The 26820-nt window shown below is 48.2% G+C and carries 24 protein-coding genes; 7 read left to right on the top strand and 17 right to left on the bottom strand.

Annotation, left to right across the window (positions count from 1 at the left end; genetic code table 11):
* Nucleotides 1–163: 163 nt before the first annotated feature.
* The 8 genes from K8U60_RS04775 to K8U60_RS04740 all read right to left on the bottom strand — a co-directional run bounded on the left by K8U60_RS04775 (nucleotide 164) and on the right by K8U60_RS04740 (nucleotide 10000).
* Entirely contained in the window at nucleotides 164–1804 is a 1641-nt protein-coding gene (locus K8U60_RS04775; protein WP_223635161.1) for a glycoside hydrolase family 13 protein, read from the bottom strand.
* A gap of 12 nt (nucleotides 1805–1816) precedes the next feature.
* Entirely contained in the window at nucleotides 1817–2836 is a 1020-nt protein-coding gene (locus tag K8U60_RS04770) for a LacI family DNA-binding transcriptional regulator (RefSeq protein WP_223635159.1), read from the bottom strand.
* Nucleotides 2837–2848: 12 nt separating this feature from the next.
* Complete coding sequence (locus K8U60_RS04765; protein ID WP_191716359.1) at nucleotides 2849–3664, bottom strand: carbohydrate ABC transporter permease; 816 nt, start codon at nucleotides 3662–3664, stop codon at nucleotides 2849–2851.
* Nucleotides 3664–4524 (bottom strand): carbohydrate ABC transporter permease, encoded by an 861-nt coding sequence (locus K8U60_RS04760; RefSeq protein ID WP_223635158.1) that lies wholly within the window; start codon nucleotides 4522–4524, stop codon nucleotides 3664–3666. Before K8U60_RS04760 ends, K8U60_RS04765 begins: the two co-directional genes overlap by 1 nt.
* 113 nt (nucleotides 4525–4637) lie before the next feature.
* Entirely contained in the window at nucleotides 4638–5942 is a 1305-nt protein-coding gene (locus K8U60_RS04755) for an ABC transporter substrate-binding protein (protein WP_223635156.1), read from the bottom strand.
* Nucleotides 5943–6175: 233 nt separating this feature from the next.
* Nucleotides 6176–7051: an ROK family protein gene (locus K8U60_RS04750; protein ID WP_223635153.1), complete on the bottom strand. Its 876-nt coding sequence runs from the start codon at nucleotides 7049–7051 to the stop codon at nucleotides 6176–6178.
* A 22-nt stretch (nucleotides 7052–7073) separates the two neighbouring features.
* Nucleotides 7074–8663, bottom strand: a complete 1590-nt coding sequence (locus K8U60_RS04745; protein ID WP_317851905.1) for a glycoside hydrolase family 13 protein — start codon at nucleotides 8661–8663, stop codon at nucleotides 7074–7076.
* A 695-nt stretch (nucleotides 8664–9358) separates the two neighbouring features.
* Nucleotides 9359–10000: an alpha/beta family hydrolase gene (locus K8U60_RS04740; RefSeq protein WP_223635149.1), complete on the bottom strand. Its 642-nt coding sequence runs from the start codon at nucleotides 9998–10000 to the stop codon at nucleotides 9359–9361.
* Nucleotides 10001–10112: 112 nt separating this feature from the next.
* Between K8U60_RS04740 and K8U60_RS04735 the strand changes: the two genes are divergently transcribed.
* Nucleotides 10113–10673: a maltose acetyltransferase domain-containing protein gene (locus K8U60_RS04735; RefSeq protein ID WP_223635147.1), complete on the top strand. Its 561-nt coding sequence runs from the start codon at nucleotides 10113–10115 to the stop codon at nucleotides 10671–10673.
* Nucleotides 10674–12490: 1817 nt separating this feature from the next.
* On the opposite strand, the gene K8U60_RS04730 is transcribed toward K8U60_RS04735, so the two are convergent.
* Nucleotides 12491–13474 carry an ornithine cyclodeaminase family protein gene (locus K8U60_RS04730; protein ID WP_223635145.1) on the bottom strand — a complete coding sequence of 328 codons (984 nt, stop codon included), beginning with the start codon at nucleotides 13472–13474 and terminating at the stop codon, nucleotides 12491–12493.
* A gap of 26 nt (nucleotides 13475–13500) precedes the next feature.
* The gene (locus tag K8U60_RS04725; RefSeq protein ID WP_223635142.1) at nucleotides 13501–14811 is read right to left on the bottom strand and encodes an MFS transporter; all 1311 of its coding nucleotides are present in this window, start codon (nucleotides 14809–14811) and stop codon (nucleotides 13501–13503) included.
* A gap of 158 nt (nucleotides 14812–14969) precedes the next feature.
* Between K8U60_RS04725 and K8U60_RS04720 the strand changes: the two genes are divergently transcribed.
* Entirely contained in the window at nucleotides 14970–15488 is a 519-nt protein-coding gene (locus tag K8U60_RS04720) for a helix-turn-helix domain-containing protein (RefSeq protein WP_223635139.1), read from the top strand.
* Nucleotides 15489–15501: 13 nt separating this feature from the next.
* Nucleotides 15502–15858: a DUF1801 domain-containing protein gene (locus K8U60_RS04715; RefSeq protein WP_223635136.1), complete on the top strand. Its 357-nt coding sequence runs from the start codon at nucleotides 15502–15504 to the stop codon at nucleotides 15856–15858.
* Nucleotides 15859–16822: 964 nt separating this feature from the next.
* Here K8U60_RS04715 and K8U60_RS04710 read toward each other — a convergent pair.
* The 5 genes from K8U60_RS04710 to K8U60_RS04690 all read right to left on the bottom strand — a co-directional run bounded on the left by K8U60_RS04710 (nucleotide 16823) and on the right by K8U60_RS04690 (nucleotide 21259).
* Complete coding sequence (locus K8U60_RS04710; RefSeq protein ID WP_223635133.1) at nucleotides 16823–17575, bottom strand: class I SAM-dependent methyltransferase; 753 nt, start codon at nucleotides 17573–17575, stop codon at nucleotides 16823–16825.
* An 18-nt stretch (nucleotides 17576–17593) separates the two neighbouring features.
* Nucleotides 17594–17878 (bottom strand): DUF5316 domain-containing protein, encoded by a 285-nt coding sequence (locus K8U60_RS04705; protein WP_223635130.1) that lies wholly within the window; start codon nucleotides 17876–17878, stop codon nucleotides 17594–17596.
* An 849-nt stretch (nucleotides 17879–18727) separates the two neighbouring features.
* Complete coding sequence (locus K8U60_RS04700) at nucleotides 18728–19750, bottom strand: ABC transporter permease (protein WP_223635127.1); 1023 nt, start codon at nucleotides 19748–19750, stop codon at nucleotides 18728–18730.
* Nucleotides 19747–20472: an ABC transporter ATP-binding protein gene (locus K8U60_RS04695; protein WP_223635124.1), complete on the bottom strand. Its 726-nt coding sequence runs from the start codon at nucleotides 20470–20472 to the stop codon at nucleotides 19747–19749. Before K8U60_RS04695 ends, K8U60_RS04700 begins: the two co-directional genes overlap by 4 nt.
* A 247-nt stretch (nucleotides 20473–20719) precedes the next feature.
* Entirely contained in the window at nucleotides 20720–21259 is a 540-nt protein-coding gene (locus K8U60_RS04690) for a GNAT family N-acetyltransferase (protein ID WP_223635121.1), read from the bottom strand.
* 168 nt (nucleotides 21260–21427) lie between these two features.
* Here K8U60_RS04690 and K8U60_RS04685 point away from each other — a divergent pair, with 168 nt between their 5' ends.
* The 4 genes from K8U60_RS04685 (at nucleotide 21428) to K8U60_RS04670 (ending at nucleotide 24418) form a co-directional block, all read left to right on the top strand.
* A complete protein-coding gene (locus tag K8U60_RS04685; RefSeq protein WP_223635118.1) occupies nucleotides 21428–21685 on the top strand; it encodes an SHOCT domain-containing protein in 258 nt (85 codons plus the stop codon).
* 29 nt (nucleotides 21686–21714) lie between these two features.
* Complete coding sequence (locus tag K8U60_RS04680; protein ID WP_223635116.1) at nucleotides 21715–21969, top strand: SHOCT domain-containing protein; 255 nt, start codon at nucleotides 21715–21717, stop codon at nucleotides 21967–21969.
* Nucleotides 21970–22069: 100 nt separating this feature from the next.
* Nucleotides 22070–22396 (top strand): four-helix bundle copper-binding protein, encoded by a 327-nt coding sequence (locus K8U60_RS04675; protein ID WP_223635113.1) that lies wholly within the window; start codon nucleotides 22070–22072, stop codon nucleotides 22394–22396.
* 543 nt (nucleotides 22397–22939) lie between these two features.
* Nucleotides 22940–24418 (top strand): phytoene desaturase family protein, encoded by a 1479-nt coding sequence (locus K8U60_RS04670; protein WP_223635110.1) that lies wholly within the window; start codon nucleotides 22940–22942, stop codon nucleotides 24416–24418.
* Nucleotides 24419–24741: 323 nt separating this feature from the next.
* Here the strand turns inward: K8U60_RS04670 and K8U60_RS04665 are convergent, their stop codons facing one another.
* Together K8U60_RS04665 and K8U60_RS04660 are read right to left on the bottom strand one after the other, a co-directional pair.
* On the bottom strand, nucleotides 24742–25410 hold the full coding sequence (locus K8U60_RS04665; RefSeq protein WP_223636007.1) for a response regulator transcription factor: 669 nt from the start codon (nucleotides 25408–25410) through the stop codon (nucleotides 24742–24744).
* The gene (locus K8U60_RS04660; protein WP_223635108.1) at nucleotides 25403–26791 is read right to left on the bottom strand and encodes a sensor histidine kinase; all 1389 of its coding nucleotides are present in this window, start codon (nucleotides 26789–26791) and stop codon (nucleotides 25403–25405) included. The genes K8U60_RS04665 and K8U60_RS04660 overlap by 8 nt, the downstream gene beginning before the upstream one ends.
* Between the last annotated feature and the right edge of the window lie 29 nt (nucleotides 26792–26820).

The raw sequence follows: 26820 nt of genomic DNA, 5'->3' as shown, positions 1-26820 counted from the left end.
ATGTAGCGACGCGAGTTGTGCGGGTAGAAAACCGGTATCCTCCTGTAAAAAGTGGCGATTACGGTAGAAACCCCATCCCTCCTATAAAAAACAAAAAACCAGAGAAAACCTCCACGGTTTCCTCCGGTCTTTATCGTCGGGGGCGTTTTTCAGCCCCCTGGTCTTATCCATTCAGGTTTGTATCTTTTGGGATTTTGTAGACACGCGCTTCATATGGAAGCAATTGCGCGGGGTCGATGCTTTGGTGATTGGCCAGAAGCAGTGTGGAATCTTCTGGATCCACTGCGCATAAGACCGCATGCTGAGCAAGGTTCGTTACGACCAATACCTTGTCATCTTCATTTTCGCGTGTATAGGCAAACACGGAGTCGTGGTTCATGTCCACCAGCTGGTAGTCGCCGTAGACGAATACGTCCATATTTTTGCGCAGCCAAATCATCTGTTTGTAAAAAGACAGTACCGAATGCGGATCGTTTTCCTGTGCTTCGACGTTCAGCCATTCGTAATTCGGATTGACGCCCATCCACGGCAAAACATCTGAGAAGCCAGCGTGGTTGCTGCTGTTCCATTGCATCGGTGTCCGGGAATGGTCGCGGCTGGTTGCGCGCAGAACGGTCATGATGGCATCATGCTCCATTCCGCTTTCCTTCTTATGGAAATACAGATTATGCGTATGGACGTCATCGAAATGATCGAGTTCTTCAAACGGTGCATTCGTCATGCCGATTTCCTGGCCCTGGTAGATGAACGGCGTCCCTTGCATGAAGAAGTACATGCATCCGAGTGCCGTGGCACTTTCACGCCAGTACGATTGGTCATTTCCCCAAGTCGACACGATGCGCGGACGGTCATGGTTTTCGATGAATAAAGCATTCCAGCCATTGCCGTTCACTTTCTCCTGCCACTTGCTGAGGACCGCTTTTAGTTCCGGCACGTTGACGCCATTGCGCACTTCGGTGTTCCATAAGCCGATGTCTTCAAACTGGAAAATCATATTGAACTTGCCATTCTCAGGACTGACCCAATCGTGGATTTCATCCGCTGAAACGCCGTTCGCTTCACCGACTGTCATGATGTCGTGTTTGCTGAAGGTTTCATCGTATAATTCCTGAAGCAGCGGTTGGATGCCGTCGACATTCATCATCTTTTCCCATGAAGGTACAAAGAGATGGCCGTCCAGATCCGGAACGTTCGTGTACTCTTTTTTGATGTGGCTGATGGCATCTACGCGGAATCCGTCGATGCCCTTCGCTACCCACCAATTGACCATTTTAAAGAGTTCATTGCGGACTTCAGGGTTTTCCCAGTTCAAATCGGGCTGTTTTTTTGAAAAGACATGCAAGTAATATTGGTCGGTCTTTTCGTCGTATTCCCAAGCCGGTCCACCAAAGATGCTTTCCCAGTTGAGCGGCTCATCGCGCCAGACATACCAATCACGCTTCGGATTGTGGCGGGAGGAACGCGATTCCACAAACCAAGGATGTTCATCGCTCGTGTGGTTGATCACCAAGTCGATGATCAATTTCATGCCACGCGCGTGCACTTCTTCCAGCAGGCGGTCGAAATCCTCCATGGTTCCGAAATCTTCCAAAATGGCCTGGTAATCGCTGATGTCGTACCCATTGTCGTCATTCGGCGATTTGTACATCGGACATACCCAAATGACATCGATGCCCAATTCTTTCAAGTAATCCAATTTGCTTGTGATGCCGTTGATGTCGCCCAGGCCATTGCCGTCAGAATCCATGAAGCTGCGCGGATAAACCTGATAGACGACTGCTTCTTTCCACCATTTTTTATTCATATCCGATCCCTCTCAAAGACGGCGGCAAGATCCTCTTTCAATCAGCCGGGATGAAACCACGACTTGCTTTGGAGGCACCGATTCGTCCGTTATTTTCTCTAATACCAATTCCGCTGCATGCAGCCCGAGTTCATAAATGGAAATGTCTACGGTGCTGAGCGGCGGCTTTAAATGTTTTGAAATGGCGTGGTTGTTGAAACCGATGATGGAAATGTCTTCGGGTACTCTGATTTGCAGATCCTCAAGGTAGCCGATCACTTCGTATGCGACCATGTCGTCATGTGTGACGATGGCTGTCGGCGGCACGTCGAGCGCCATCAACTGGCGGATTGCTTCGCGTTCCTTGCCTTGCATGAGTTCCTGGTTCACTGCGTAGGCTTCAACAAAGGGGATGCCGTGTTGGTCCAGTGCCTGCCGGTAACCTTCCAGCCGATCCAGCGAAACGACGAAATCCGTAGCCCCTCCAACAAAAGCGATATGCTGATGTCCGAGGCTAATCAAATATTCCACCGTTTCTTTGGCGTTGTTGATGTTATCGTTGTCGACATACGAGATGGTTTCCGGATCTTTATACGGACGTCCAACTACAGAGTACGGCAACCCGCATTGTCCCAAGTATTCCATAACCGGATCGCCGATTTTCGAATACAACAGGATGATGCCGTCGACTCGTTTTCCTTGTGCCATTTCCACGACTTCCCTGTGGATTTCTTCCTGTGTAGCGCCTGTCGACAAATACAAGCCATACTGGCTGCCGTGCGCACGTGTTGAAATGCCACGCAGCACTTCCGGAAAGAAAGGATTTTGAAATGCCAGTGTCGCCGAATTTTCCATAACGATGCCAAGAGTCTGGCTCTTTTTCGCTACCAGATTACGGGCCTGGAAATTCGGGAAGTAGCCCAGTTCTTCCATGACTTCCCGTACTTTTTGTTTGGTCTTGCTGCTGATTCGTGGATTATCGGCGATGACACGGGACACAGTGGCCGGCGACACGCCAGCTTGTTTCGCAACGTCTTTAATCGTGACTGCCATGATGCTGCCCCCTTATTTTACTGCTCCATCCGATACGCCTTTTATGATTTCACGTTGTGCAATAAAGTAGAAAATGATAACTGGAATGATGGCAAGCGTCAAGCCGGCAAGCGCCAGATGCCATTGTTTCGTATATTCCCCAAAGAAGAAGAACATCTTCAATGGGATTGTCTCGCTTCCCGGGGTGTTGATGACCAATGACGGCAATAAGTAATCATTCCAAATCCAGATAATGTTCAGGATCGCCACAGTCACCGTAATCGGCTTCAGAATCGGGAAGATAATGTACCAGAATACCTGCCAGCGGTTGGCTCCGTCGATTGTTGCTGCTTCATCCAGCGAGCGCGAAACATTGTTCAAGGCGCCGTGGTAAAGGAAAATCGATAGGCTTGCACCGAATCCGAGATACATGAAAATCAAGCCGCCGCGGTTCAGCATTTCAAATTGGCCAAATACCGTCACGAGCGGAATCATGACCGACTGGAATGGAATCAACATCGCTGCAACGAATACAAAAAACAGCACCGTGCTGAGTTTGCTTTTCGCACGGGACAGCGCATACGCAGCCATCGCAGAGAAGACGATGATCAAAACCACGCTGACGATAGTGATCAGCAGTGAATTGAAAAGCGTACGCATAAAATCAAGCTCTTCGAAAGCGGTGATGTAATTATCGAAGTTCCATTCTGCCGGCAGGCTGATGGTATCCATGAATATTTCTTTTTTTGATTTGAACGAGTTGACGAACATGAGATAAAAAGGGGCCAGCCATAAAAGTGCTAATAATCCCCCGAGGACTTCCAGTTTGATGTCCCACTTTTTCCGCATTACATTTCAACCTCCTTGCGTTTGTTCAGATAAACTTGAACAAGAGCGATGATGGCAACGATGACAAAGAATATAACCGCTTTGGCCTGCGCATAGGCGAAGGCATTTTGTGTGAACGCAGTCTTGAAGATTTCCATTGCCACCATTTCAGTTGAGTTGTAAGGTCCGCCGCCTGTCAGCGACAAGTTCTGGTCATACAATTTAAACGAGTTGGACAGCGTCAGGAACATACTGACCGTGAACGCCGGCGCTACCAGCGGGAAGACAATGTAACGGAAACGCTGGAATGTGGAAGCTCCGTCAATTTCAGAAGCCTCCAGCAATTCTTTCGGCATCCCTTCCAAATAAGCGATGTAGATGACCATGATGTACCCCGCCATCTGCCAGCTCATCAAAATAACCAAGCCCCAGAATCCCGTGTCTGTTGTAGACAGCCACCCTTGCAGGCTTTCCATGCCGATAATTTCACCGACACTGGCGAACACTTTGATGAAAATGAACTGCCAAATGAATCCTAAGATCAATCCGCCGATTAAGTTCGGCATAAAGAATGTTGTACGCAATAATTTGCTTGAACGGACGCGTCCCGTCACTAGCAATGCCAGCGACAGTCCGATGATGTTGATCAGGATAACTGAAACAATCGAGAATTTTGTTGTGAACCACAGAGAATCCAAGAACCGCTCATCTTTGAACAAATCAATGTAATTTTGTAAACCGACGAATTCACCAGTTACAATACCGTTCCAGGAAGTGAATGAATAATAAACTCCAAGCAGCATCGGAACGATGACAACCAGCGTTAGCGCAAGTAAAACGGGGGCGAGGAACAACCAATAGGATAAATCTTTTGTACGCATGTAGGCACCTTTCCTTCCTTAACTCATTCCATGAAAGCTCCGGTAACAAAACAAAGTAGCACAGAGGCTACTTTGTTTATCACGCTCATGATGAAAACCGGATTGTTATGTTATTATTCAGCTCTGCTTGTTTTCCAAGCTTCTTTAGCTGATTCGATGACTTCGTCCCAGCTTGCTTCGTCGCTCAAGTATTTTTGGATACTTGCGCCAAGTTCATCTTCACCCCATCCAGTCGGATAGCCCATGAACACCCAACCGATTGTGTTGCCTGACTCGGATGCATCATAAATCGCTTTCGACATTGGATCGGAGATTTTTGAAGTATCGTACCCTTCATAGGCAGGAATGAATTTAAAGTCTTCCACTACCGCTGTTTTTCCAGCGTCTGAAGTATAAAGCCAATCCAAGAATTCTTTTGATTCTCTGATGACATCTTCGTCCGCTTGTTTGTTTACGCCCCAGTACATCGGTACGCCAACCGGTAAGCCTGCGTTATCCAGACCTTCTACAGGAATCGGCATCAGGCCGACACCGCTGTCTGCAAGTTCAGGGTCAATTCCAGCGATTGAGCCGTAAGCCCAGTTTCCTTGTTGGATGATCGCTACACGCTCAAGAGAGAACAATTCTTCGACTTGCTGAGAATAATCAAGGCTCACAGTCGGTTGTTTCGAATATTCGTTTTGCAGATCGACGATTTTCTTGTACCCGTCTGCGTATTTAAAGTCGACAGTTTTTGCGTCAAATGCCGCCAATACATTGTTGTCGAATTCAGGTGCCAAGAATGTATTCGATAAGTGAAGTCCTGTTACCCAGGCTTCTTTTCCTGGGAAAGCAAAAACCGATTCAAGTCCCAATTCGTCTTTTTTCGAATCCAATGTTTTCACAGCTTCTTCAAGTGATGCGAAATCTGTGATCGACGCTGGATCAATTCCAGCTTCTTCAAACAGGCGTGTGTTGTAGATAAAGCCGTATCCTTCTTGGTTATAAGGAAGTCCAAGCACTTCAGATTCAACCGTTACGCCGTCAAGCGTGCCTTCAAGTGCGGCTCCCGCTGCTTTTGTTTCAGCCAAGTCAGACAAATTGTCTTTCCAGTCCGCAACGTCCTGAGGTCCACCGATGTTGAAGATTGCCGGTTCGTTTCCGGATGCAAAGCGTGAACGAAGTGCCGCGCCATAATCTTCTCCGCCTCCGACGGTAGTGATTTCAATATTGACGTCCGGGTTCTCTTTTTCGTAAAGCGCCACTACGTCTTCAAACTGGTCTTTAAATTCCACTTTGAACTGGAAAATATCAACCGTTACCTGATCTTCGCTTCCTGAACCTGAAGCTTCTTCCCCGTCGCTGCTGCACCCCGCCAATACTGCTGCCGACAACATCAATGATGCCACTAACCCCTTGCTGAACTTAAAATCCTTCATCCCAAACTCCCCCTTTTGGTTTTTATGCAATCGTTTGCACAAAGTCGTAAATAAAAAATGGAAACTCTCTGAAGCGTGTTTCCAATAATTAATTATTTGTATCATACCACCATGAAAACGTTTGCACAATATGTAATTTAAAATTATTTCATTTTTTTTTTGCTTAATTTGCGTTTTAGCACGAGCAGAAAAAAGCAGCAACAGCTCTTAGGCCGTCACTGCTTTTCTGCGGATCATTCATTTTCCAACACCAGCAATGCAGCACCTAAAATGCCTGCATCGTTTTCAAAACGCGCCACTTCCACTTGCAACGGATTCAATAACATCGGTTTGAGCTGCCGTTGGAAAGGCTCCATCCATAAGTCCGCTGCTTCGGAAACACCGCCGCCGATAATGACCATTTCCATATCAAATGCTGCCTGCAGGCTGCTGATGACAAGGGCCAAGTCGCCTGTAAACTCTTCCACTACTTTTTTTGCTGCCGGATCTTTCTCCGCATTCTCAAACAGTTCAGGCGGCGTGATGTCCAGCCCCGCTTCGCGGATCCGGCGGCGCAATGCCGTGCCGGAAACGTACATTTCGCTGCAGCCCAGTCTTCCGCATGCACATTTCACGCCATTTGGATAAAGGATCATATGGCCAAGTTCAGCTGCTCCTCCATGAGGGCCGCCGCTCAAAAGCTTTCCGTCCCATAACACGCCACCGCCAAGGCCTGTGCCGAGCGTTAAGACGACCACGCGGTCCAGTCCTTGCGCCGCACCAAACTTCGCTTCCGCAAGTGCGACAACATTTGCATCGTTTTCCACTTCGACGCGCTTTCCTGTTGCCTTCTCCAGCCATTCCTTAACTGGTGTGCCGGTCCAGCCCAGTAATGTTTCCGCAGCATAGATGACTTTGCCTTGCTTCGGATCGACAAAGCCATGTGTGCCGATGCCGATTGCATCGATTTCTGGCCTCGCCTCCAGCATGCGCAGGATATTCGCTTCCAGATACGGGTACAACGGAATCTCGGTTGGAATCTGTTCGTCGTATAAAATCTGTCCCTTGTCATCAATGACACCCATGCGGACTTTTGTTCCACCAATGTCGACGCCTAATACGTTTGCCATAGCTTTTCCTCCATTTACGCTTTTATTTGTAATAAACAACCGCTTCGTACGGTCTCAACAAAATATCCCCTTCACCGGCATCAGCTGAGTAATTGCCGATCAGCACATGGCCTTCAGGGCGAGCTGCCGCTTTTGGCTGGTCCGAAAAATTGCAGTAAACCGTCAGCAATTCATCATTCCATGAACGCGTGTAGGCAAACAGTTCATCGTCTTCGCGGTACTGCAGTTCAAAATTGCCGTGCGTGATGATGTCCATGTCTTTGCGGAAACCGATCAGTTTTTTGTAATACTGATAAATCGACTCTGGATCTTTATGCTGCAGAGCATTGATTTCCGTGTAATTCGGGTTCACTTTCAGCCAAGGCGTCTCGGTTGTAAATCCGCCGTTCGGCTCAGCCGACCATTGCATCGGCGTCCGGGCGTTGTCGCGGCTTTTAACATGAATTTTCTCCATAATGACAGCGTGCGGAATACCGGCTTCGCTTTTTTCCGCGTACATATTCACTGTTTCGATGTCTTTGTAATCGGCAATCGAATCAAAGCGCACATTGGTCATCCCAAGTTCTTCGCCTTGGTAAATATAAGGCGTTCCTTGCATAAAATGAAGGCATGTAGCGAGCATCTTCGCCGATTCCACACGGTAGTCCGTGTCGTTGCCGAAACGGGAAACGATGCGTGGCTGGTCGTGGTTGTTCCAGTATAAACTGTTCCAGCCTTCATCATGGAGGCCATGCTGCCATTTTTCCAAATTCTCTTTCAAGTCCGTCAATTTCAGCGGCTTCAAATCCCATTTCTCGCCAGATGCCTGATCGAGCCCCATATGTTCAAATGTAAAAATCATATTGAGTTCGCGGTTTTCTGCAGCCGTGTACTCGCGCGCTTCTTTCGGCGTTGTGCCCGGCATTTCACCGACCGTAACAATATCGTATTGCGACAGCACCTGCTGGTTCATTTCTCTCAAGTAGGTGTGGACATTCGGACCATTCATGAATTGATGGCTGCCGTCGCCGCCCGGTGCATCATGCATGACCGGCACTTTTGAAATCATGTTGATGACGTCCATGCGGAAGCCATCTACCCCTTTATCGAGCCACCAACGCATCATTTCGTAGACCGCTTCACGCAATTCCGGATTGTCCCAATTTAAATCCGGCTGCTTTTTGGAAAACAAATGCAGGTAATACTGGCCGCGTTCTTTCTCGAATTCCCATGTCGAGCCACTGAAGAATGAACGCCAATTCGTCGGCTCGTCGCGCCATATGTAAAAGTCGGGATGGTTTTTGAACCATTCGTGTTCATCGGATGTGTGATTGACGACAAGGTCCATAACGAGTTTCATGCCGCGAGCATGAACCCCTTCCAGCAATTCATCAAAATCCGCCATGGTGCCGAATTCTTTCATGATTTGATAATAATCACGGATGTCATAGCCATTGTCATCGTTCGGCGAATCATAGACCGGCGACAACCAAAGAATGTCCACCCCAAGCTCATGCAAGTAATCAAGTTTTTGAATAATGCCTCTAATGTCGCCGATGCCGTCTCCATCCGAATCCATGAAACTCCTCGGATAAATTTGATACACCGTCGACTTTTTCCACCATTCTGCCATCAAAATCCCCTCTTCCCCTTAAAGTGAATATTATTCTAACATCATACATGAATTTGCAGAATTGCCAACTAAATGTTGGCGATGTCTCCATTTTCGCATGAACTTCGATTTAAAATAGCTCAAAGTTTATAGCATGTTTTGGTGGGATGCTTTTATGGAGTTTCTTTTCCTGTAGAAACGCGGATTGTTCATGTAGAAACCTTACTTATTCATGTAGCGACGCGTTTTGTGCTTGTAGAAACTCGATAACTTCCGGTAGAGAGTGACGATTTCAGTAGAAACGTTGATTGTTCATGTAGAACAGTCGACTCTTCATGTAGCAGCGCGTTTTGTGCTTGTAGAAAGCCGGCGAATTCCGGTAGAGTGTGGCAATTCCGGTAGAAACGCTGACTCTTCATGTAGAAACCTTACTTATTCATGTAGCGAGGCAAATTGCGCTTGTAGAAACCCAGCAACCTCCTGTAAAGAGTGGTGATCCCGGTAGAAACGCGGATTGTTCATGTAGAACGCTCAATTCATCATGTAGCGAAGCGACTTGTGCTGGTAGAAGCCCGGTAACATCATGTAGAGAGTGATGATTACGGTAGAAACGCCGATTCGTCATGTAAAAGCCTCGCCTCGTCATGTAGCGAGGCGACTTGTGCTGGTAGAAGCCCATCAAAAAAACCGACCGCAATTACACGGACGGTTTCCCATTAAAAGTTCTTGATCCCAGCGATGATCTGCTTTAAGGCATCAATGGATTTGAGTGGATCGTTTTCACAATCCAATCGGTGGTTGATGTCGGGCAATAAGGTCGATTCCAGGTTCGGATTGGTTTTCAGCAATTCGAATGCACCTGGCGAGTAGTAGCGATCTTTGTCGCCGATGTAGCATTGCGCCGGATTTTTGCTGTTGACCATTGTATTGAGGACTTCTTGCTGATTCAATAACGGCGTCACCCAAATGGCTTTGGCTTCGCTGAATTCAGAACGCCTCATTTCGGCGCTCATCGCAATGGTGCCAAGCGATTTTCCAATCAAGTAAAATTCCTGATAGTTTCTGCCTTTCAGCACTTCACTGATCACCAAGCGCACATCATGGACAATCGCTTCGGACAATTCCTTCATGGTGAATTCGTTGTACGCTTTGTCCGTGTACTGGTAATTGACCCGCAGGACATCGTAGTTTTTATTTAAAAAAATCTCTTCTGCAAAATGGAACAGTGGACTCTTTGCGGTATATCCGGCACCCGGCAAAAAGATGGCTAATTTTTTTGTGTAATCTTCCGTCAACACGACCGTATAAGGAACCTCGATTCCTTTGTAGCCTGTGACTTTGTTGTCAATCGCTTTCATAATTCCCACTCCTGTCTCTCTATTATAAAGAATATTCCATAAGTTTACTAAATATTTTACGAATTAGCTATGATACAATCGATTTACCATTATTTTTGCAGGAGGTTGACGAATGAAAACGGAAAAAGAAAAGATGCAGGCGGGTGAAATGTACGACCCGCAGGATTCCGAATTGCGCCAAAACCGCATGAACGCCCGGCGGCTCAGTCGGTTGTTCAACGAAACCACTGAAATGGATGGCCAGGACCGAACCACCCTGCTGAAAAAACTATTCGGCTCGACCGGCGAACTCCTCCATGCTGAACCGACCATCCGCTGCGATTACGGGTTCAACATCCATGTCGGTGAAAATTTCTATGCCAATTTCGATTGTGTATTTCTGGATGTCTGCGAAATTCGGATCGGCGACAACTGTATGATTGCACCGGGTGTCCACATCTACACGGCGACCCACCCGCTCCATCCAGCGGTCCGCAATTCCGGCAGAGAATTCGGCAAGCCGGTCACCATCGGCCACAATGTCTGGATCGGCGGCCGCGCTGTCATCAATCCCGGTATCACCATCGGCGACAATGCGGTCATCGCTTCGGGTGCTGTCGTCACTAAAGATGTGCCTGCCAATTCCATCGTCGGCGGCAATCCTGCAAAAGCCATCGGCCATATCGAGGAATAAAAGCAATGCGCTTCGGCGTATTGCTTTTATCTTTGTTTTTAATCTCCGCGAGGATTCTGTTCAGTCTGTTGATGGAATAGAACTCTTTTTTGTCTACCCGTGATCCAGCCCCGGGTACAATTTCGTTGCCAGTTTGGTACGGCTGCTAAAGCTGCATCTTATCGCTTACTATTGAAATTTCGCAGCTGCTTTCCATCATTATACAAAAACACCATGAAGAGAGTAACTTTTTCATGTAAATTCTTTATATTTATTTGTAAACCTTGTTTTATTATAAATGCGCTTTAATGTTGTGGATTTGCATTAAATTGCAGTGTGACGAAATTTGTTTTTGTCCCTAAGAAGCAGGCACCTTTTTCTTCTAATGAACAAACTCTAACCAGACAGCGATACAACTTAGTGAAACGCAGTTTGCGCAAGCGAACTGCTTCTTTTGATGGGCTTGAACTTGGATGGTGGGAACTACTAGTAGCGGACATCCCCATAGAGACGGAAAAAATTCATGTAGAAGTTGCTGAATCTCATGTAGAAAGCCATATTTTTCATGTAGCCGCATCAAGTTCATGTAGGAGCTTGAAAACTTCATGTAGAAACTCGTAAACTTCACATTGGAGACTCAAACTCTTATGTAGAACCCCGGATTCGTCATGTAGCCACACGATATTCATGTAAGCATTCGAGAACTTCATGTAGAAACTCATAAACTTCACATAGAAGCTTCGAATCCTCTTGTAAAAACCTGGATTCGTCATGTAGCCACGCAACATTCGTATAAGAGCTCGAAATCTTCATGTAGAAACTCGTAAACTTCACATAGAAGCTTCGAATCCTCTTGTAGAAACCTGTATTCGTCATGTAGCCACGCGATATTCATGTAAGGATTCGAGAACTTCAGGTAGAAACTCGTAAACTTCACATTGGAGACTCAAACTCTCTTGTAGAAACCTGTATTCGTCATGTAGCCACACGATATTCATGTAAGCATTCGAAAACTTCATGTAGAAACTCGTAAACTTCACATAGAAGCTTCAAACTCTCTTGTAGAAACCTATATTCGTCATGTAGCCACGCGATATTCATGTAAGCATTCGAAAACTTCAGGTAGAAACTCATAAACTTCACATAGAAGCTTCGAATCCTCTTGTAGAAACCTGTATTCGTCATGTAGCCACACGATATTCATGTAAGCATTCGAAAACTTCATGTAGAAACTCGTACACTTCACATAGAAGCTTCAAACTCTCTTGTAGAAACCTATATTCGTCATGTAGCCACGCGATATTCATGTAAGCATTCGAAAACTTCAGGTAGAAACTCATAAACTTCACATAGAAGCTTCGAATCCTCTTGTAAAAACCTGGATTCGTCATGTAGCCACGCAACATTCGTATAAGAGCTCGAAATCTTCATGTAGAAACTCGTAAACTTCACATAGAAGCTTCAAACTCTCTTGTAGAACCCTATATTCGTCATGTAGCCACGCGATATTCATGTAAGCATTCGAAAACTTCAGGTAGAAACTCATAAACTTCACATAGAAGCTTCGAATCCTCTTGTAAAAACCTGGATTCGTCATGTAGCCACGCAACATTCGTATAAGAGCTCGAAATCTTCATGTAGAAACTCGTAAACTTCACATAGAAGCTTCGAATCCTCTTGTAGAAACCTGTATTCGTCATGTAGCCACGCGATATTCATGTAGAAGCTCGAAATCTTCAGGTAAAAACCAAAAATCTTCTCCTAAACACCTAAAACCTTCACTTTAAAAATCCCGCAAGCGCAAATTGCCGCTTACGGGATGCTCCTGAAACTCAATTTTACAACTCGACTTCTGTTCCCGCTCCGCTCGCTTGAACTTTACTGTAGACGCCTTTGGCGACGGCCAAATCAAAATAGGCGGCGCCGACGCATTTGAAGAAAGTGATTTCGGATTCGGCTTCGCGTCCGGCAACGTCCCCGACAACCAACTGGCCAAGTTCGGCATGCAGCTGATCGAATGACCAGGCACCGCTGTTAACACTGTGGATCAGCTCGCCTGCTTCGTCTTTGACGCCAGCGATGTCATCTGCAACGATTTTATTCGCCCGCAGGATGGTCGTTTCGTCCATTTCGCGCATGCTCGGCAAATAGGAACCGACGCCGTTGATGTGTGTGCCCGGCTTCAAGTCTTCTCCATTAAAGACCGGCTCGTTCGACCGCGTTGCGCAGCAGATGATGTCTGCTTGCTGAACCGCTGACGAAACGATGGTTTCGACCGTATACGGAATTTCGACACCGAATGCCACGAGGCGCTCACCGAAGCGTTCCGCTTTTTCCGGTGTCCGGTTGACCAGGATGATTTTTTCGATCGGCCGTACAGCGAGTACACCCAGCACTTGCTCGAATGCCATCGCGCCTGTACCAATAACCGTCAGCACACGGCTTTCCTTGCGTGCCAACAGATCGGTCGCGATGCCACTGAGCGCTCCTGTGCGCAAACGGGTTAAATACGAAGCCGTCATCATTGCGACATGCTCTCCGTTATCGCCGTCCGATAGCAGGATGACGCCCTGGGTAGTCGGCTTGCCTTGCGCCGGATTTTCCGGGAAGATGGTGACGATTTTGACGCCTGAGATTTTATTCGCCATATCCGCACTTGGCATGTACAGCGCTGATGCCTGCCGTTCCGGAAAATCAAGGACGGTGCGATGTGGGCTGTTGATCCCCCCCTGCTGCTTGGCGCGCAGCATTTCCGTCACGTCACGGATGGCATCCGCCATATGGTATTGCTGCTGAATCTGCTGTTCGTTGATGATAAGCATGTAAAGCCTCCTAAAAAATAAGCCGCTTACACGCGGCTTTCTTTTGTTACTAGTGTTGGTTGTGGCTGAGCTTGTTTGCCGCTCAAATCCTTTACTGTCCAGATAGACAATAACGAAATGACGGCTGTCAAGATGATGTAAAGCGCTACCGGTACGTAAGAATTATCGAATGTCGCCAGCAGGAATGTGGCGACTAAAGGCGCCGTTCCTCCTGCCAAAGCTGCACCAATCTGGTAGCCTAATGTCACTCCCGTGTATCGTACTTTGGCGTCAAAAATTTCTGAGAACATGGTGCCAAGAACTGCGGTGATCGGCGCCCAGATAATACCAAGTCCGATAATCGTTGCAACGATCAGTAAGGTTACAGATCCTTGTTGCAACATCCAAAAGTAAGGGAATGCGAAGAGAGCCATCGCCACTGATCCCGTGACGTACATCTTTTTGCGGCCGACACGATCGGACAATGAACCCATGATTGGAATCAAAATCGTCGTGATGACCGTCGCGATCATAACGGCCGCCAAAGTAGCTGTTCTCGAGAATTCGAGGTTTGTGGTCGCATACGATACCACGAAAGTTCCGAAAATATAGAACGGCGCTGTTTCGACAACTTTTGCACCAATGGCAATCAACACTTCACGCCAATGGTATTTCAAAGTATCCACGATCGGCAACTTCGGAATTTCCCCCGATGCCTGAACCGCCTTGAACTCAGGTGTCTCATCGATGCCTTTGCGAATCCACAGACCAAAGACTACAAGGAACGCACTCAAGATGAATGGAACACGCCAGCCCCAGCTCATAAACGCCGCTTCCGGCAATAAGGTCATGATGTATAACGCTAAAGTTCCCATGACCATTCCGATGGTGACGCCCATCTGCGGGATACTGCCAAAAAAACCGCGTCTTTCAGGAGGTGCATATTCAGTCGCAAGCAACAATGCGCCTCCCCACTCGCCACCGATGCCAAGACCCTGAATCAGGCGAAGCGTAATCAGCAGGATCGGTGCCGCGACGCCGATTGCCTGATAGGTCGGCAGGAGCCCCATGGCAAATGTGGCAAAGCCCATTAAACTTAAAGTGATGACCAAGGTCTTTTTGCGGCCGATGCGGTCGCCGATATGGCTGAAGATGATGCCGCCGAATGGACGGATAAAGAATGATAGCGCGAAAGAAGCGTAAGCGAGCATCAGCCCGACCGTTGGATCTTCATTGACGAAAAACAATTGATTGAACACCAATGCCGCCATTGTTCCATATAAGAAATAATCAAACCACTCAATTGAACTCCCCACGAGACTTGCCGTTAAAACTTTGCGTGTTTGCTTTTTATCCATCTTATTTCCCCCTTACGAATAATTGAAGTGACACTTTAATTCTCCCTTTCAACAGTTTAGTCAGTTAGCAATATTCTGTCAATATCCTGCCACAATTTTATTTCTCCCCTATCTACGGTATGATGAAGGCAGAACATTTAGCAAAGAGGGGTTTCTCCATGTCTGACGGAACGATTGGGATTACATTAAAAAGCCTTCGCAAGGAGCGGAAGATGACCTTGAAGGAGCTGGCGGAGAAGACCAATGTCTCCATCAGCTTCCTGTCGCAGGTCGAGCGTGGCAAGTCGAGCGTGACGTTGGAGTCGCTGCGTAAAATAGCAGATGCCTTAAACGTAGATCCCAGTTTGTTTTTTACGAATGAAACCGACGAAATCGATTGGGCCACACGCCTCGAACGGTTTTATTACAAAGATTTGTCGCAAGGCATTAACGAAGCAAACTTCGTGCCGATGCTGGTGACCTTGAAACCGGGCGATTCAGAAGGCAACCCCTTCGCTCACAGCGGTTATGAATTTCTATTCGTTGTGGATGGGGTGTTGACTGTCGAAGTCGAAGGCGAACGCACCGAGCTCGCCCCGCAGCAGTCAACCCTGTTCGATGCACGCAAAAAGCATTATTGGTTCAACTTAACAGAACAAGATGTACGGTTTTTACTGGTATCATCCAAAACGAATTAAGGGGAGTCCGTCTATGCATCCAATCAAAGATCCGCAAGTAGATGAATTTATCGAAGGCCTGGAAAGTCCGACACAGGAAATCGTAGCGCAGCTGCGCACATTGGTATTTGAGGCTTATCCGGAGATGGACGAAGGCTTCAAATGGTCCAAGCCGAGCTATGCTAAAGAAGGGCTTGTGTGCTATATGCAAACCGCCAAAAGCCACGTCAACTTCGGCTTTTACCGCGGCGCGGAACTTCGCGATGAATCCAAACTCCTGGAAGGCGACGGCAAAAAGATGCGCCATGTCCGGCTGAACCGAACCGACGAAATCCGGACCGACGAGCTGAAGCTGCTGATCTGGGATGCAGTGGAATTGAATAGGAAATAGAGAAAAGCGGAGGCGCCTGTTCAGCTCTGACAGGCATAAGGCAGACCAGCAGAGTGGCGTTCTTTGCCGCACAGCTGGGTTGGCTTATGACCCGAAGAGCTAGGCGCCGGAGTCTGGACAATCCGAAAAGCGGAGGCGCCTGTTCAGCTCTGACAGGCATAAGGCAGACCAGCAGAGAGGCGTTCTTTGCCGCACAGCTGGGTTGGCTTATGACCCGAAGAGCTAGGCGCCGGAGTCTGGACAATACGAAAAGCGGACGCAGCCGCTTAGCTCCGACAAGCGCTGGAAGCCTTGCCGGTAATGGCGTTCTTCTGCCATTGCCGGAAAGGCTGAAGCGACTCGAGGGGCTGGCTGCCGGAGTCTGGACAATACGAAAAGCGGAGGCGCCTGTTCAGCTCTGACAGGGGTAAGGCAGACCAGCAGAGTGGCGTTCTTTGCCGCACAGCTGGGTTGGCTTATGACCCGAAGAGCTAGGCGCCGGAGTCTGGACAATCCGAAAAGCGGAAGCAGCCGCTTAGCTCCGACAAGCGCTGGAAGCCTTGCCGGTAATGGCGTTCTTCTGCCTTTGCCGGAACGGCTGAAGCGACTCGAGGGGCTGGCTGCCGGAGTCTGGACAATACGAAAAGCGGAGGCGCCTGTTCAGCTCTGACAGGGGTAAGGCAGACCAGCAGAGTGGCGTTCTTTGCCGCACAGCTGGGTTGGCTTATGACCCGAAGAGCTAGGCGCCGGAGTCTGGACAATACGAAAAGCGGAGGCAGCCGTGTAGCTCCGACAAGCGCTGGAAGCCTTCCCGGTAATGGCGTTCTTCAGTCATTGCTGGAAAGGCTGAAGCGACTCGAGAGGTTGCTCCCGGAGTCTGGACAATAGAGAAAAGCGAAGGCAGCCGTTAAGGCTTGCTAGACAAAGAGATGAAAACTACATATTTAACCAATAGAAAAAACGAGGCGAATTCCGCCTCGTTTTTCTATTTTACCGCTTCAAAAGTAATAATGGAGTCTGCATTTTTTGGGTACTCACCAAATTGGTAGCCTGTTGAAACGCTGATTTCGTTGAAACCGATTCCTTCAAGTATGGTTTTGAATTCCTCGACGCCATACCAGCGCATCGGATAACGCTCGAGTTCCGTCTCGATCAACCGGCCATCGCGCCAACGTTCATAACGTCCTTGCGAAACGAAATACTGCTGGATCCAGTCAACTTCGATTTTCTTGCTTTCCACAGTCAGCGTGTCGCCGTTAGCAGCCTGCCACGTTCGAGTCGAAGTTTTCTCGATCTCGATGTTTGAAGGCACATGCAAATCGACGATCAAACGGCCGCCTGTCTCCAAATGGCTGTAGAAATTCTGCAACGCCTGCAGCGATTTTTCGCGTTCGTGGAGCAACAGAAATGTCCCTGTTGGAATGACGATGGCCGCGTACTTTGCATCAATCGAGAACGACTCCATTTTTGCGTTGAACAATTTTGGTGCCAGTCCCCGCTCTTTGCAGTTTCTGCGGCATACTTCAATCATTTCCTCCGATAAATCAAAGCCGTCGACTTGATATCCTTTTTCCAGTAACGGAACAAGCAAGCGCCCAGTTCCTGAGGCCGGCTCCAGGATTCGCCCTTTGCACGAAGCCAGCCGCTCCATATAATATTCGATGTCCCCAAATGAACTGCCGATCGGCTTATCGAGGTCATAGACTTCAGATGATAACCTGCTGTAATACCCTAACAACTCCTCACCCCATCCGCTTTATGAAATCATAGCTAAGTTCACGATAACGGCGATGATATTCGGTACAGCTAACAATACCCAATTTTTCATCTTCGTCACACGTTGTTGCTTTTCCCGGCGCTTTTCTGAACTTGTTGTTCTTGACGACTTGTTCTTGCCAGTTCCCAATGCCAACACGCCCCAAATCAATGCGACGCCGGCAACGATGCCGCTAATGATATAAACCAACGACCAGTCGTTCATCAAATACGCAATCAATACGCCAATTAAAGCGATGACTGTTCCAATTAGAAAATGTTTCATGCTATTTTCTCTCCTTTAGATACTGTGAATTATTTAAATTTCTCCAACACATCAATTTTATCAAATGTAGCCTGCCAGAGGTAGCTGTTGGCGCTTATTTTTGAATTCCATATGATGGTTTTGGATGGCTAGATGATGGCTTGGAGTTTCAAAGTGAGATTTTCTCCTTGCTACACGAAAATTAAGCGTTCTTACACAAATTTGGTCTGGGTATATGAACTTTTGTTGTGGCTACATGAGAGTTTGAAGCTTCTACATGAACTTTTTGAATCCTTACATGAATTCTATCTCTCTACATGATGAGTTCGAATCGCTAAATGACAGTTTGCCGTTTCAAAGTGAAATTTTCTAGCTTCTACATGAAAATTGAGAGTTCTTACATGGCTTTGTTATGGCTACCTGAAAAATACGGGTTTCTACATGAACATCTGAGGCTCTTACATGAATCTTTTGGATTCTTACATGAACTCTATCTTTCTACATGATGGTTTTGGATGGCTACATGATGAATTATGGTTTCAAAGTGAAGTTTTCCACCTTCTACATGAACTTTTCGAACTCTTACATGAATATTGGATGGCTACATGAAAGTTTTCATTCTATACATGAACTTCCTACTCCTCTACAGCAACTTTCCATCTCTCTATCTTACACTTTTCCTCCCCCACACATATTCATGCGGCCGGACTCTATCCTCCCCTCATACCACCAGTTCAAGAGCGCGAACTGCTCTCCCCTAATCGAAATAGCTGATTTTCTTTAGCCGCCTCTTTTCGCTTAAAAAATCATCAAAAGCTAAATTTCATTATATAAAAAGCTGTCCGCGGCAGCGAACAGCCCTGTTTTATTTCATAGCTTGCGGTAACGCTTCAAAGCGATGATGTTCAGGAAGATGAAAACCGCTGCAAACGTGGCGAGCGCCAGCAGATTGCCGGTTACGTCCGTCAACCCTTCCCCTCTGTACATGATGGCTTTCAGGGCATCAGCCGCGTAGTACAGCGGCATGATGCGGCTGATGTTCTGCAGCCAATCGGCCATTCCTTCGAGTGGAATGATGCCAGCGAAGAAGATTTGCGGGACCACGACAACTGGGATGAACTGGACCATCTGGAATTCTGAAGATGCGAAAGTCGACAGCAGTATCCCGAGGGACAATGCCACTAAAGCCAGCATCAAGTTGACGATGATGACATGCCAAACCTGTCCGACCATGACCATATCCAATACCTGAATCGAGTAGAACACGACGATGACGGTTTGGATGATGGCGAAAATGCCAAAGCCGATCAGATAAGCCAAAACGATTTCCCAGCGCCGGATCGGTGTTGCCAGCAACCGCTCCAAGGTTCCGGAGACCCGCTCTTTCAGCAAACCGATTCCAGAAATCAAAAATACGAAAAAGAAGACGAAAAAGCCGACCAGTATCGGACCAAGAACATCAAAGAACTCGGTTTCTGCATCTCCATAGATGTATTCCGCATCGATGCTGGCAGGCGCCGCAGTTCCGCTTTGCATGGCTGCTGCCTGCGTGATCTGCATCAATAAAGCCCTCGATGTGCTTGGGTCATTATTTTCCAGCGTGATTTGGAATCCCCCTTCATCCACTTCCAGTAAACCGTCGAGTTCATCTGTGATGACGGTTTGCTGGTCAGCCTCGTTGTAGGAAATGACATCGATCGACGCATTTTTCAAAGCGGCCACAAGTTGACTATTACCTCCGACAACGCCGAGCTGCGGGTTTTCATTGTCACCGTTGAAAAAGAAGTACATTAAGGTCAAAACGATGAGCGGCGCGAAAAACAGCAGCGCCATTGTCCGTTTGTCACGCAGCAGTTGCAGCATGATCCGTTTGATTAAAACTGGAATTCTCATGGCGCACCTCTCCCCGCCTGCAAAAAGACACCTTCCAAATCAGCTGCACCGTATACCTTCTTCAATTCAGCCGGTGTACCGGAAGCCAGAATTCCGCCTTCACGCACAAGGGCGATGCGATCGCATTTTTCCGCTTCGTCCATGACATGGGTCGTTACGATGATGGTCTTGCCCTGCTCTCTTTTTAAGAGCATCAACTCACTCCAGATCGACAGCCGGAGTTCCGGATCGATGCCGACGGTCGGCTCATCGAGAATCAGGATTTTCGGATCATGGACCAACGCAATTGCCAGCGATAATCGCCGCTTCATACCGCCTGAGTAGGCAGAGACCTTCTTGCCCAGTTCATCGGTCAACTGGACCAAATCCGCCGCATAGGCGATTCGCTCTTTCAAACGGGGCTTTTTCATTTTATAGAGTGAAGCGAAAAAACTTAAATTCTCTTTGCCGGTCAGTTCCGGATACAGCGCGTCCGATTGCGCCATATAGCCGAGGTCCTGCAGCAACGAAAGATTGGGCACCCGCTTGCCGAGAACCTCAACCGTCCCGCTGCTCGGTGAATCGATGCCGACAATCATCTTCACCAGCGTGGTTTTCCCCGATCCCGACGGCCCGATCAACCCAAAAATCTCACCGCCCGCAATTTGCAGATCCACCTGATTGAGGATCTCCGTTTTGCCATAAGCTTTGCTGAGCTTGTTGATGGAGATGCTGCTGTTCATGTGCATTCCCTCCAGTCGAAATAAAAGCTTGCTATTACTTCGTATTCTACGCTCATTTCAAAAAAAGCAAAGCAGCGAGTGTACTGCTTTGCTTTTTTTTATTGGGAGTGCCGGGGCTTAATGGGCGCCTCCGCTTTTCTTGGTGTCCAGCTCCGGCAGCCTAGCTCTTCGGGTCATAAGTCGCCCCAGCTGTGCGGCAAAGAGCGCCACTCTAATGGTCGGGGCTTAGCGGCTGCCTATGCTTTTCTTATCCCCATTCAGATGCCAGCATGCCATAGACGACATGGTCGACGTAACGGTCGTATAGCCATTCGGCCTGGCGGATGGTGCCTTCTTCTGTGTAGCCGAGACGTTCGGGGATGCTGCGGCTTTTGTGGTTGCCGACCGCTGCACGGATTTCGACTTTATTGAGTTTAAGGTCAGTTAACGCATAATCGGTCAGCGCTTTGGCGACACGGGTCATGATGCCTTTTCCCTGGTATTCATGGCCAAGCCAATAGCCGATATAAGCGGTTTTGTTGGCTTGGTTGATACTGTTGAATCCAGCGATTCCAACGATTTCACCTTTATAGAGGATGACGGCACCCAGGCTCTTGCCTTCAACAAAATTGCTGCTGCCGGATTTGATGAATTCTTGGGTGTCTTTCAATTCAGTAGTGAAATCCAGCCACGGCAGCCATTCTTTCAGATAGTCACGTGATGCATCAGTCAGCTCAAAAATCCGTTCGGCATCACGCATTTCCTGTACCTTAAGCGACAGTTCTTCGTCAATTTTATGTACGAACATAGGAATTCCTCCTTTTATAGGTAAATATATCGTAGCATAACTATCAGAATTTTCCATTCGTATTTTTTCCTTTATCAATTCTTTATTTGTTCTCATATTCACTGGGGTAAACGTGTAAAATGAACTTATAACAAAGCGTGACTTTATTTCAAAGAGGAGCGTGATAACGTGGAATCTATCGATGTGAATTCTCTGGATTCGGGAATTCCATTATACTTGTGGATGCTGCTGTTCCTGATTTTTCTGGTGATAGCGTTTATTGGATTGGTGGTCTACACCAGCCGTAAAGGCATGCCCCGTGATATTTTGCCTCCTCAGAACAAACAATCAAAGCTGCTGAAAGAGCAGTATGACAGAGGCGAAATTAGTGAAGAAGAGTTTCAGAAGCGCATGAAAAATTTGGAGACACCGTCGAAAAAAAGATAACATTCATTAAAGAAAGGAAGTTGAAGGCAATGGGAGAATTTTTCACCCCTGGAAACCAGGCACTTGGCGTGACCATCGCTGTTACATTTATCGTGCTGTTGGTTGCGATTGGGACTGCTCTTTGGTTCACATTGATCAAAGCACGCAATAAATCAGCACAAACCGAACCAAGCGAAACGAATAAAGCGGCTGAAGCGCTGCGTCAAAGCTATGTCAATGGCGAAATCAGTAAAGAGGAATATGAAGAACAGCTGCGTAATTTAAAAGGGCCACCGGAAAACTGATTGTGCAGATTTTATGGACTTTCTAAATTTTCGTTTAATTGACAATTTAAAGGGAAACCAGAAAGGGACACAACAAAATCTGAAACTGGAGGTTTTACTGATGGCACATGAACAACATGCAGAACTGATTAAAACCTTGCACGATTGCGCAGCAGCGTGCAACCACTGTTTTGATGCGTGCTTACAGGAAGATGACGTGAAGATGATGGCACAATGTATTCGTCTGGACCGGGAATGCGCAGATATTTGTGCGTATCTGGAACATGCGATTACCCGCAACTCCCCATTTGTAGCTGAATTGGCGCAGGCATGCGCGGCCATTTGCGATGCATGCGGCGAAGAATGTGCAAAACACGACCATGATCACTGCCAGAAATGTGCAGAAGCTTGTAAGAAATGCGCAGAAGCTTGCCGCAACGTGGCATAATTTTCATACCGAAAGCCCGGCTGCTGGGAATTCCCCGGCAGCCGGGCTTTTGTATTGGCAGGGTTAGCGGATTTTCGCCATAATGGTAGAAAAGCGGAGGCAGCCATCTAGCCGTGACAAGCGCTGGAAGCATTTCCGGTAATGGCGTTCTTCAGCCATTGCGGGGAAGGCTGAAGCGACTCGAGCGGCTGGCTGCCGGAGTCTGGACATAGAAAAGCGGAAACGGCTGTTTAGCTCCGAAAGGCATAAGACGCTCTGGCGAAGCGGCGTTCTTTGCCGCATAGCCAGAGTGGCTTATGACCCGAGGAACTGGCCGTTGAAGCTGGACACCCAGAAAAGCGGAACCGCCCATGTAGCTCTGCCGGGCATAAGACAGACCGGCGAAGTGGCGTGTTTTCAGTCGCACAGCCGGGTTGGCTTATGACCCAAGAGCTGGGCGCCGGAGCTGGACACCCAGAAAAGCGGAACCGCCCATTAAGCCCTTCTACAAAACTAAAAAGTTAAGACTTAGATTTTCTTCAGCAACCAAAGGAGTGGATTCGGATGACACGAACAGTATTGGTGATAGGCGCCGGCATCGGTGGATTGACCGCGGGTTCATTGCTCGCAAAAGCAGGATGGCCGGTGACGCTGCTTGAAGCTTCTTCGGAACTCGGCGGCTGCGCCGGTAAATTCAAACGCAACAAGTATTTATTTCCCGCTGGCGCCACGCTCGGGATGGGCCTTGAACCGGGCGGCATCCACGACCGCGTCTTCCATTACCTCGGCAAACCGATGGCCATCGAACCACTCGAGCCTGTCATGGAAATGGTTCATCCGGAAGCGACCTTCGTGTTCCATAAAGACCGTGCCCGCCATGTCGATGGCATCGCAGCGCATTTCCCCCAGCACGGCGATGCCATCCGTGCGTTCTACAAGGAAATTCACCACACCGCCGCCATTGTCCGGACCTTGATGGATCCGCTCCCTTCCCTGCCTCCTGCAACGGCACATGAATGGACATTCCTCGCAAAATCCATGCGTCCCAAGCACATTAAGCTCCTGCCTTTCTTCAATCAAACCCTCGGACAGCGGCTGAAAAAACATGGACTTGGTGACTTGCAGGAATTCCGCCACATGCTTGATGGTCTTTTGATCGACAGCATGCAGACCGGCAGTGAAGATGTGGCGTATTTATTGGCGGCGGTGGCGCTTGATATTTATCACGAAGGCGCATATTACGTGCCTGGCGGCTTGTACCGCTTTTCCGAATTGATGGGCGACAGCCTGAAAGAAAATGGCGGCGTGCTGAAAAAACGGCGCACGCTTGAAAAGCTGGAACGGCGGGGCGATCTTTGGATGGCGACCGATCATCGCGGCAATGTCTACGAAGCGACGGATGTCATTCTAAATATTCCGATCCAGCAGCTTCCGAAGATTATGGCCACGGAACTGGTGTCCAAGCTGAAGGTTTCTTTGCGTGACGGCATTGCCGGAGAAACCTGGACGACGCTCACCCTGTATCTCGCAATCGAATCAAGAAAGCTAAAAGAACCGTTGCCTCCTTTCCGACAGATTTCAACAGGGGACGGGCTTGCTGAAGGCGGCCATTTCTTCATGTCTTCGTCTGTTCCGGGTGATGAGCTGCGCGCTCCTGAAGGCTTCCAGACCGTGACGATTTCCACGCATTCCCGTGTTGAAGAGTGGGACACTCAGGAAAAATACGAAGAAACGCGGGCGGTTTTAACGGAGCGAATGCTCCAGGCCATTCAGGGGCTTATCCCAGAATTCGGCGATGCGGTTGTCCATATGGAAAGCGGTGCACCGAAAGCGTGGGAACGTTTCGCCGGCCGGCCGAACGGTTTTGTTGGCGGCTTTCCTCAAACTTTGGATGCAGCTCTGTTCAATTCCATTTCGCACCATTCCGGTTTGCCGAATCTCTATGTCTGCGGCGACCACATTTTCCCGGGCGGTGGAACGATTGGGGCGGCGGCCAGCGGAATCCATGCCGCCCGGTCGGTGTCGGGCGAGCGATTGGTGTAGGTTTTTGGTTTTTGAGAGAAGATCAGCCAGATTTTGGCGAAAAAGCCTTATGCCGGGCATTTATATGCGCTCGGCTCGGCTCAGAATTCCTATTCCGGGTGGTCCGGCGAATTTGAAGTCGTTCAGGGAGATTTGCAACCGTTCAGAATGATTTCCAATCGTTCAAATGAATTTACGTGCGCTCATCCGAATTTGCAGTCGTTCAACAAGATTTGCGAACTCTTAGGACCACAACCACCCTTAACTGAATACCCAAAAAAAGCATGGCAGAAAGAACTTGCCATGCGAAAAAAAAGCTGCAGAAATTTTCTGCAGCGTTTTTTCTAATTGACCCATTTATAACCGATACCCCACACCGTCAGGAAATGTTCGTCGACCGGAAAGCCGGCTTGCCGGATTTTCTCGCGGATGTTGCGGACATGCGAATCAACCGTGCGCCCTTCCGTCTCCGAGTCGAAGCCCCAGATCAATTCCAGCAGACGGTCGCGCTCGAAGACTTTATTGGGATTTTTCATCAGGAGACCGAGCATCGAAAATTCTTTTGGTGTCAGATGGATGGGCCTCCCACGGTAATTCAATTCGAAACGGTCTTCTTCCCAGACCAAGCCATCCAATTCGATGCGCTTTGCAGGAGTGCTGCGGCGCAGCAAAGCTTCCATCCGCGCAAGCAGCTCCTCTTCGCCAAAAGGTTTGGTCATGTAATCGTCCGCTCCAAGACGCAGGCCTTTGACGATGTCTTCCTGCTGCTCACGGGCCGTCAGCATGATGATCGGTATCTTGGAGGATTTACGGATTTCCCGACACACTTCCCAACCATCCATATCCGGCATCATGATATCCAACAGCACCAGATCGAACACTTCATTATTCAACAAATCCAGTGCCTGTTTGCCGCTATCAGCTTTTGTACAGGCATAATCATGCGGCCGCAAATAAAGCGCCACCAGATCGAGCATCCGTTTTTCATCGTCCACCAGCAGCACTTTATGAATGGTCTTCACCCCTTTTCAATCGGATAGTAACAGCGGTTCCTTTGCCGAACTGGCTGTCGATGCGAATCCGTCCACCATGCGATTCGACGATTTCCTTAGCAATCGCCAGGCCCAGTCCAGAACCGCCCCGTTCGCGCGATCTCGATTTTTCCACACGGTACAACCGGTCAAAGACAAAAGGCAGCTCTTCCTCAGGAATCCCCTGCCCTTCATCGCTGATGCGGATGGCGATGCCGTTCACTTCCTGACAGCATTCCACCGTCACGCGATCGCCTGCTGAAGAATGCTTACGGGCATTGTCCAGAATGTTCAGCAGCACCTGCTGAATACGCTCAGGATCGATAAAAGCCTGCACTTCATCCCCGCAGCTGATGGACAGTTCAATTTTCTCCTCATCAAATGCGGGCTTGACCAATACCGCTACCGACGTCAATAATTCTGCAATGGAAACATCTTTTTGTTCAATCGTAAATTGATTGCGGTCCAGCTTCGCCAAGTCGAATAAATTCCCGACCAGCAGCGTTAAGTGAGCCGCCTCTTCACGGATGATGCCCATATACTCCTCGCGTTCCCGCTCCGTGGTGTCCGGCCGATCCAGAATGTCGGCATAACCTTTGATATAGGTAAGCGGCGTCCGCAATTCATGCGAAATACTGGATAGGAATTCATTGCGGGCATTTTTCAACCGGTCGAGATCCGTCGATAATTTGGTGATGGCATTCGCCAACTCCCCCAGTTCGTCGTTTCGGCCAGTCGTCAGATCCACTTGGTTATTGCCTTGGCTCAATTGCTCGGTCGCTTCCTTCATGCGAATCAACGGCAAGGTGATCAGACGAGACAGCAAAAGAATCGTGATGATGGTCAAAATGACCGTAATGATGCCGACGAGGAGAAATTGGTTTTTCAGATGGCCGATGATGCGCTCGATATTGTCGGTCGGCGCAAACATGAAGACATGTCCCGTGTGCACTCCATCAATCGTAATCGGACTGTCTGTCGCGATATAACGCTTGTCCTGCCAATCTTCTTCGATGATCTCTCCGTCAATCGACGTATCTTCAAAATCAGTATGCCCCAGAATTTCCAACATTTCAGGTTCCAAGGCATCCGAATTGACTACGACCTCCCCTGCTTCGTCTGTAATCACCACAATAAAATCAGAAGCCGATTCCATCATGCCGACATGGGCAAGCGTCATATCCTCAAAACTGTCTTCCAGCACATCACTGTGCGTCTCACCCCGTGCCAATAAATTCTCCATCACTTCGTCGACGCGTTCATTGACCAGGGTGAAGTAAAGCGTTGCAAACAAAAACGCTTCAATGATTAAGATAAAGATAAAAAACAATAAGCCAATTTTCAAGGATAATTTATTGAACATACGAACCTCCGCCGTTACAAAACATTTTT

It is taken from the genome of Planococcus circulans, from assembly GCF_020023385.1.
Classification (GTDB): Bacteria; Bacillota; Bacilli; order Bacillales_A; family Planococcaceae; genus Planococcus.
Note: the sequence above shows the minus strand (reverse complement) of the source record. Positions and strands in the feature narration are given on the sequence as shown.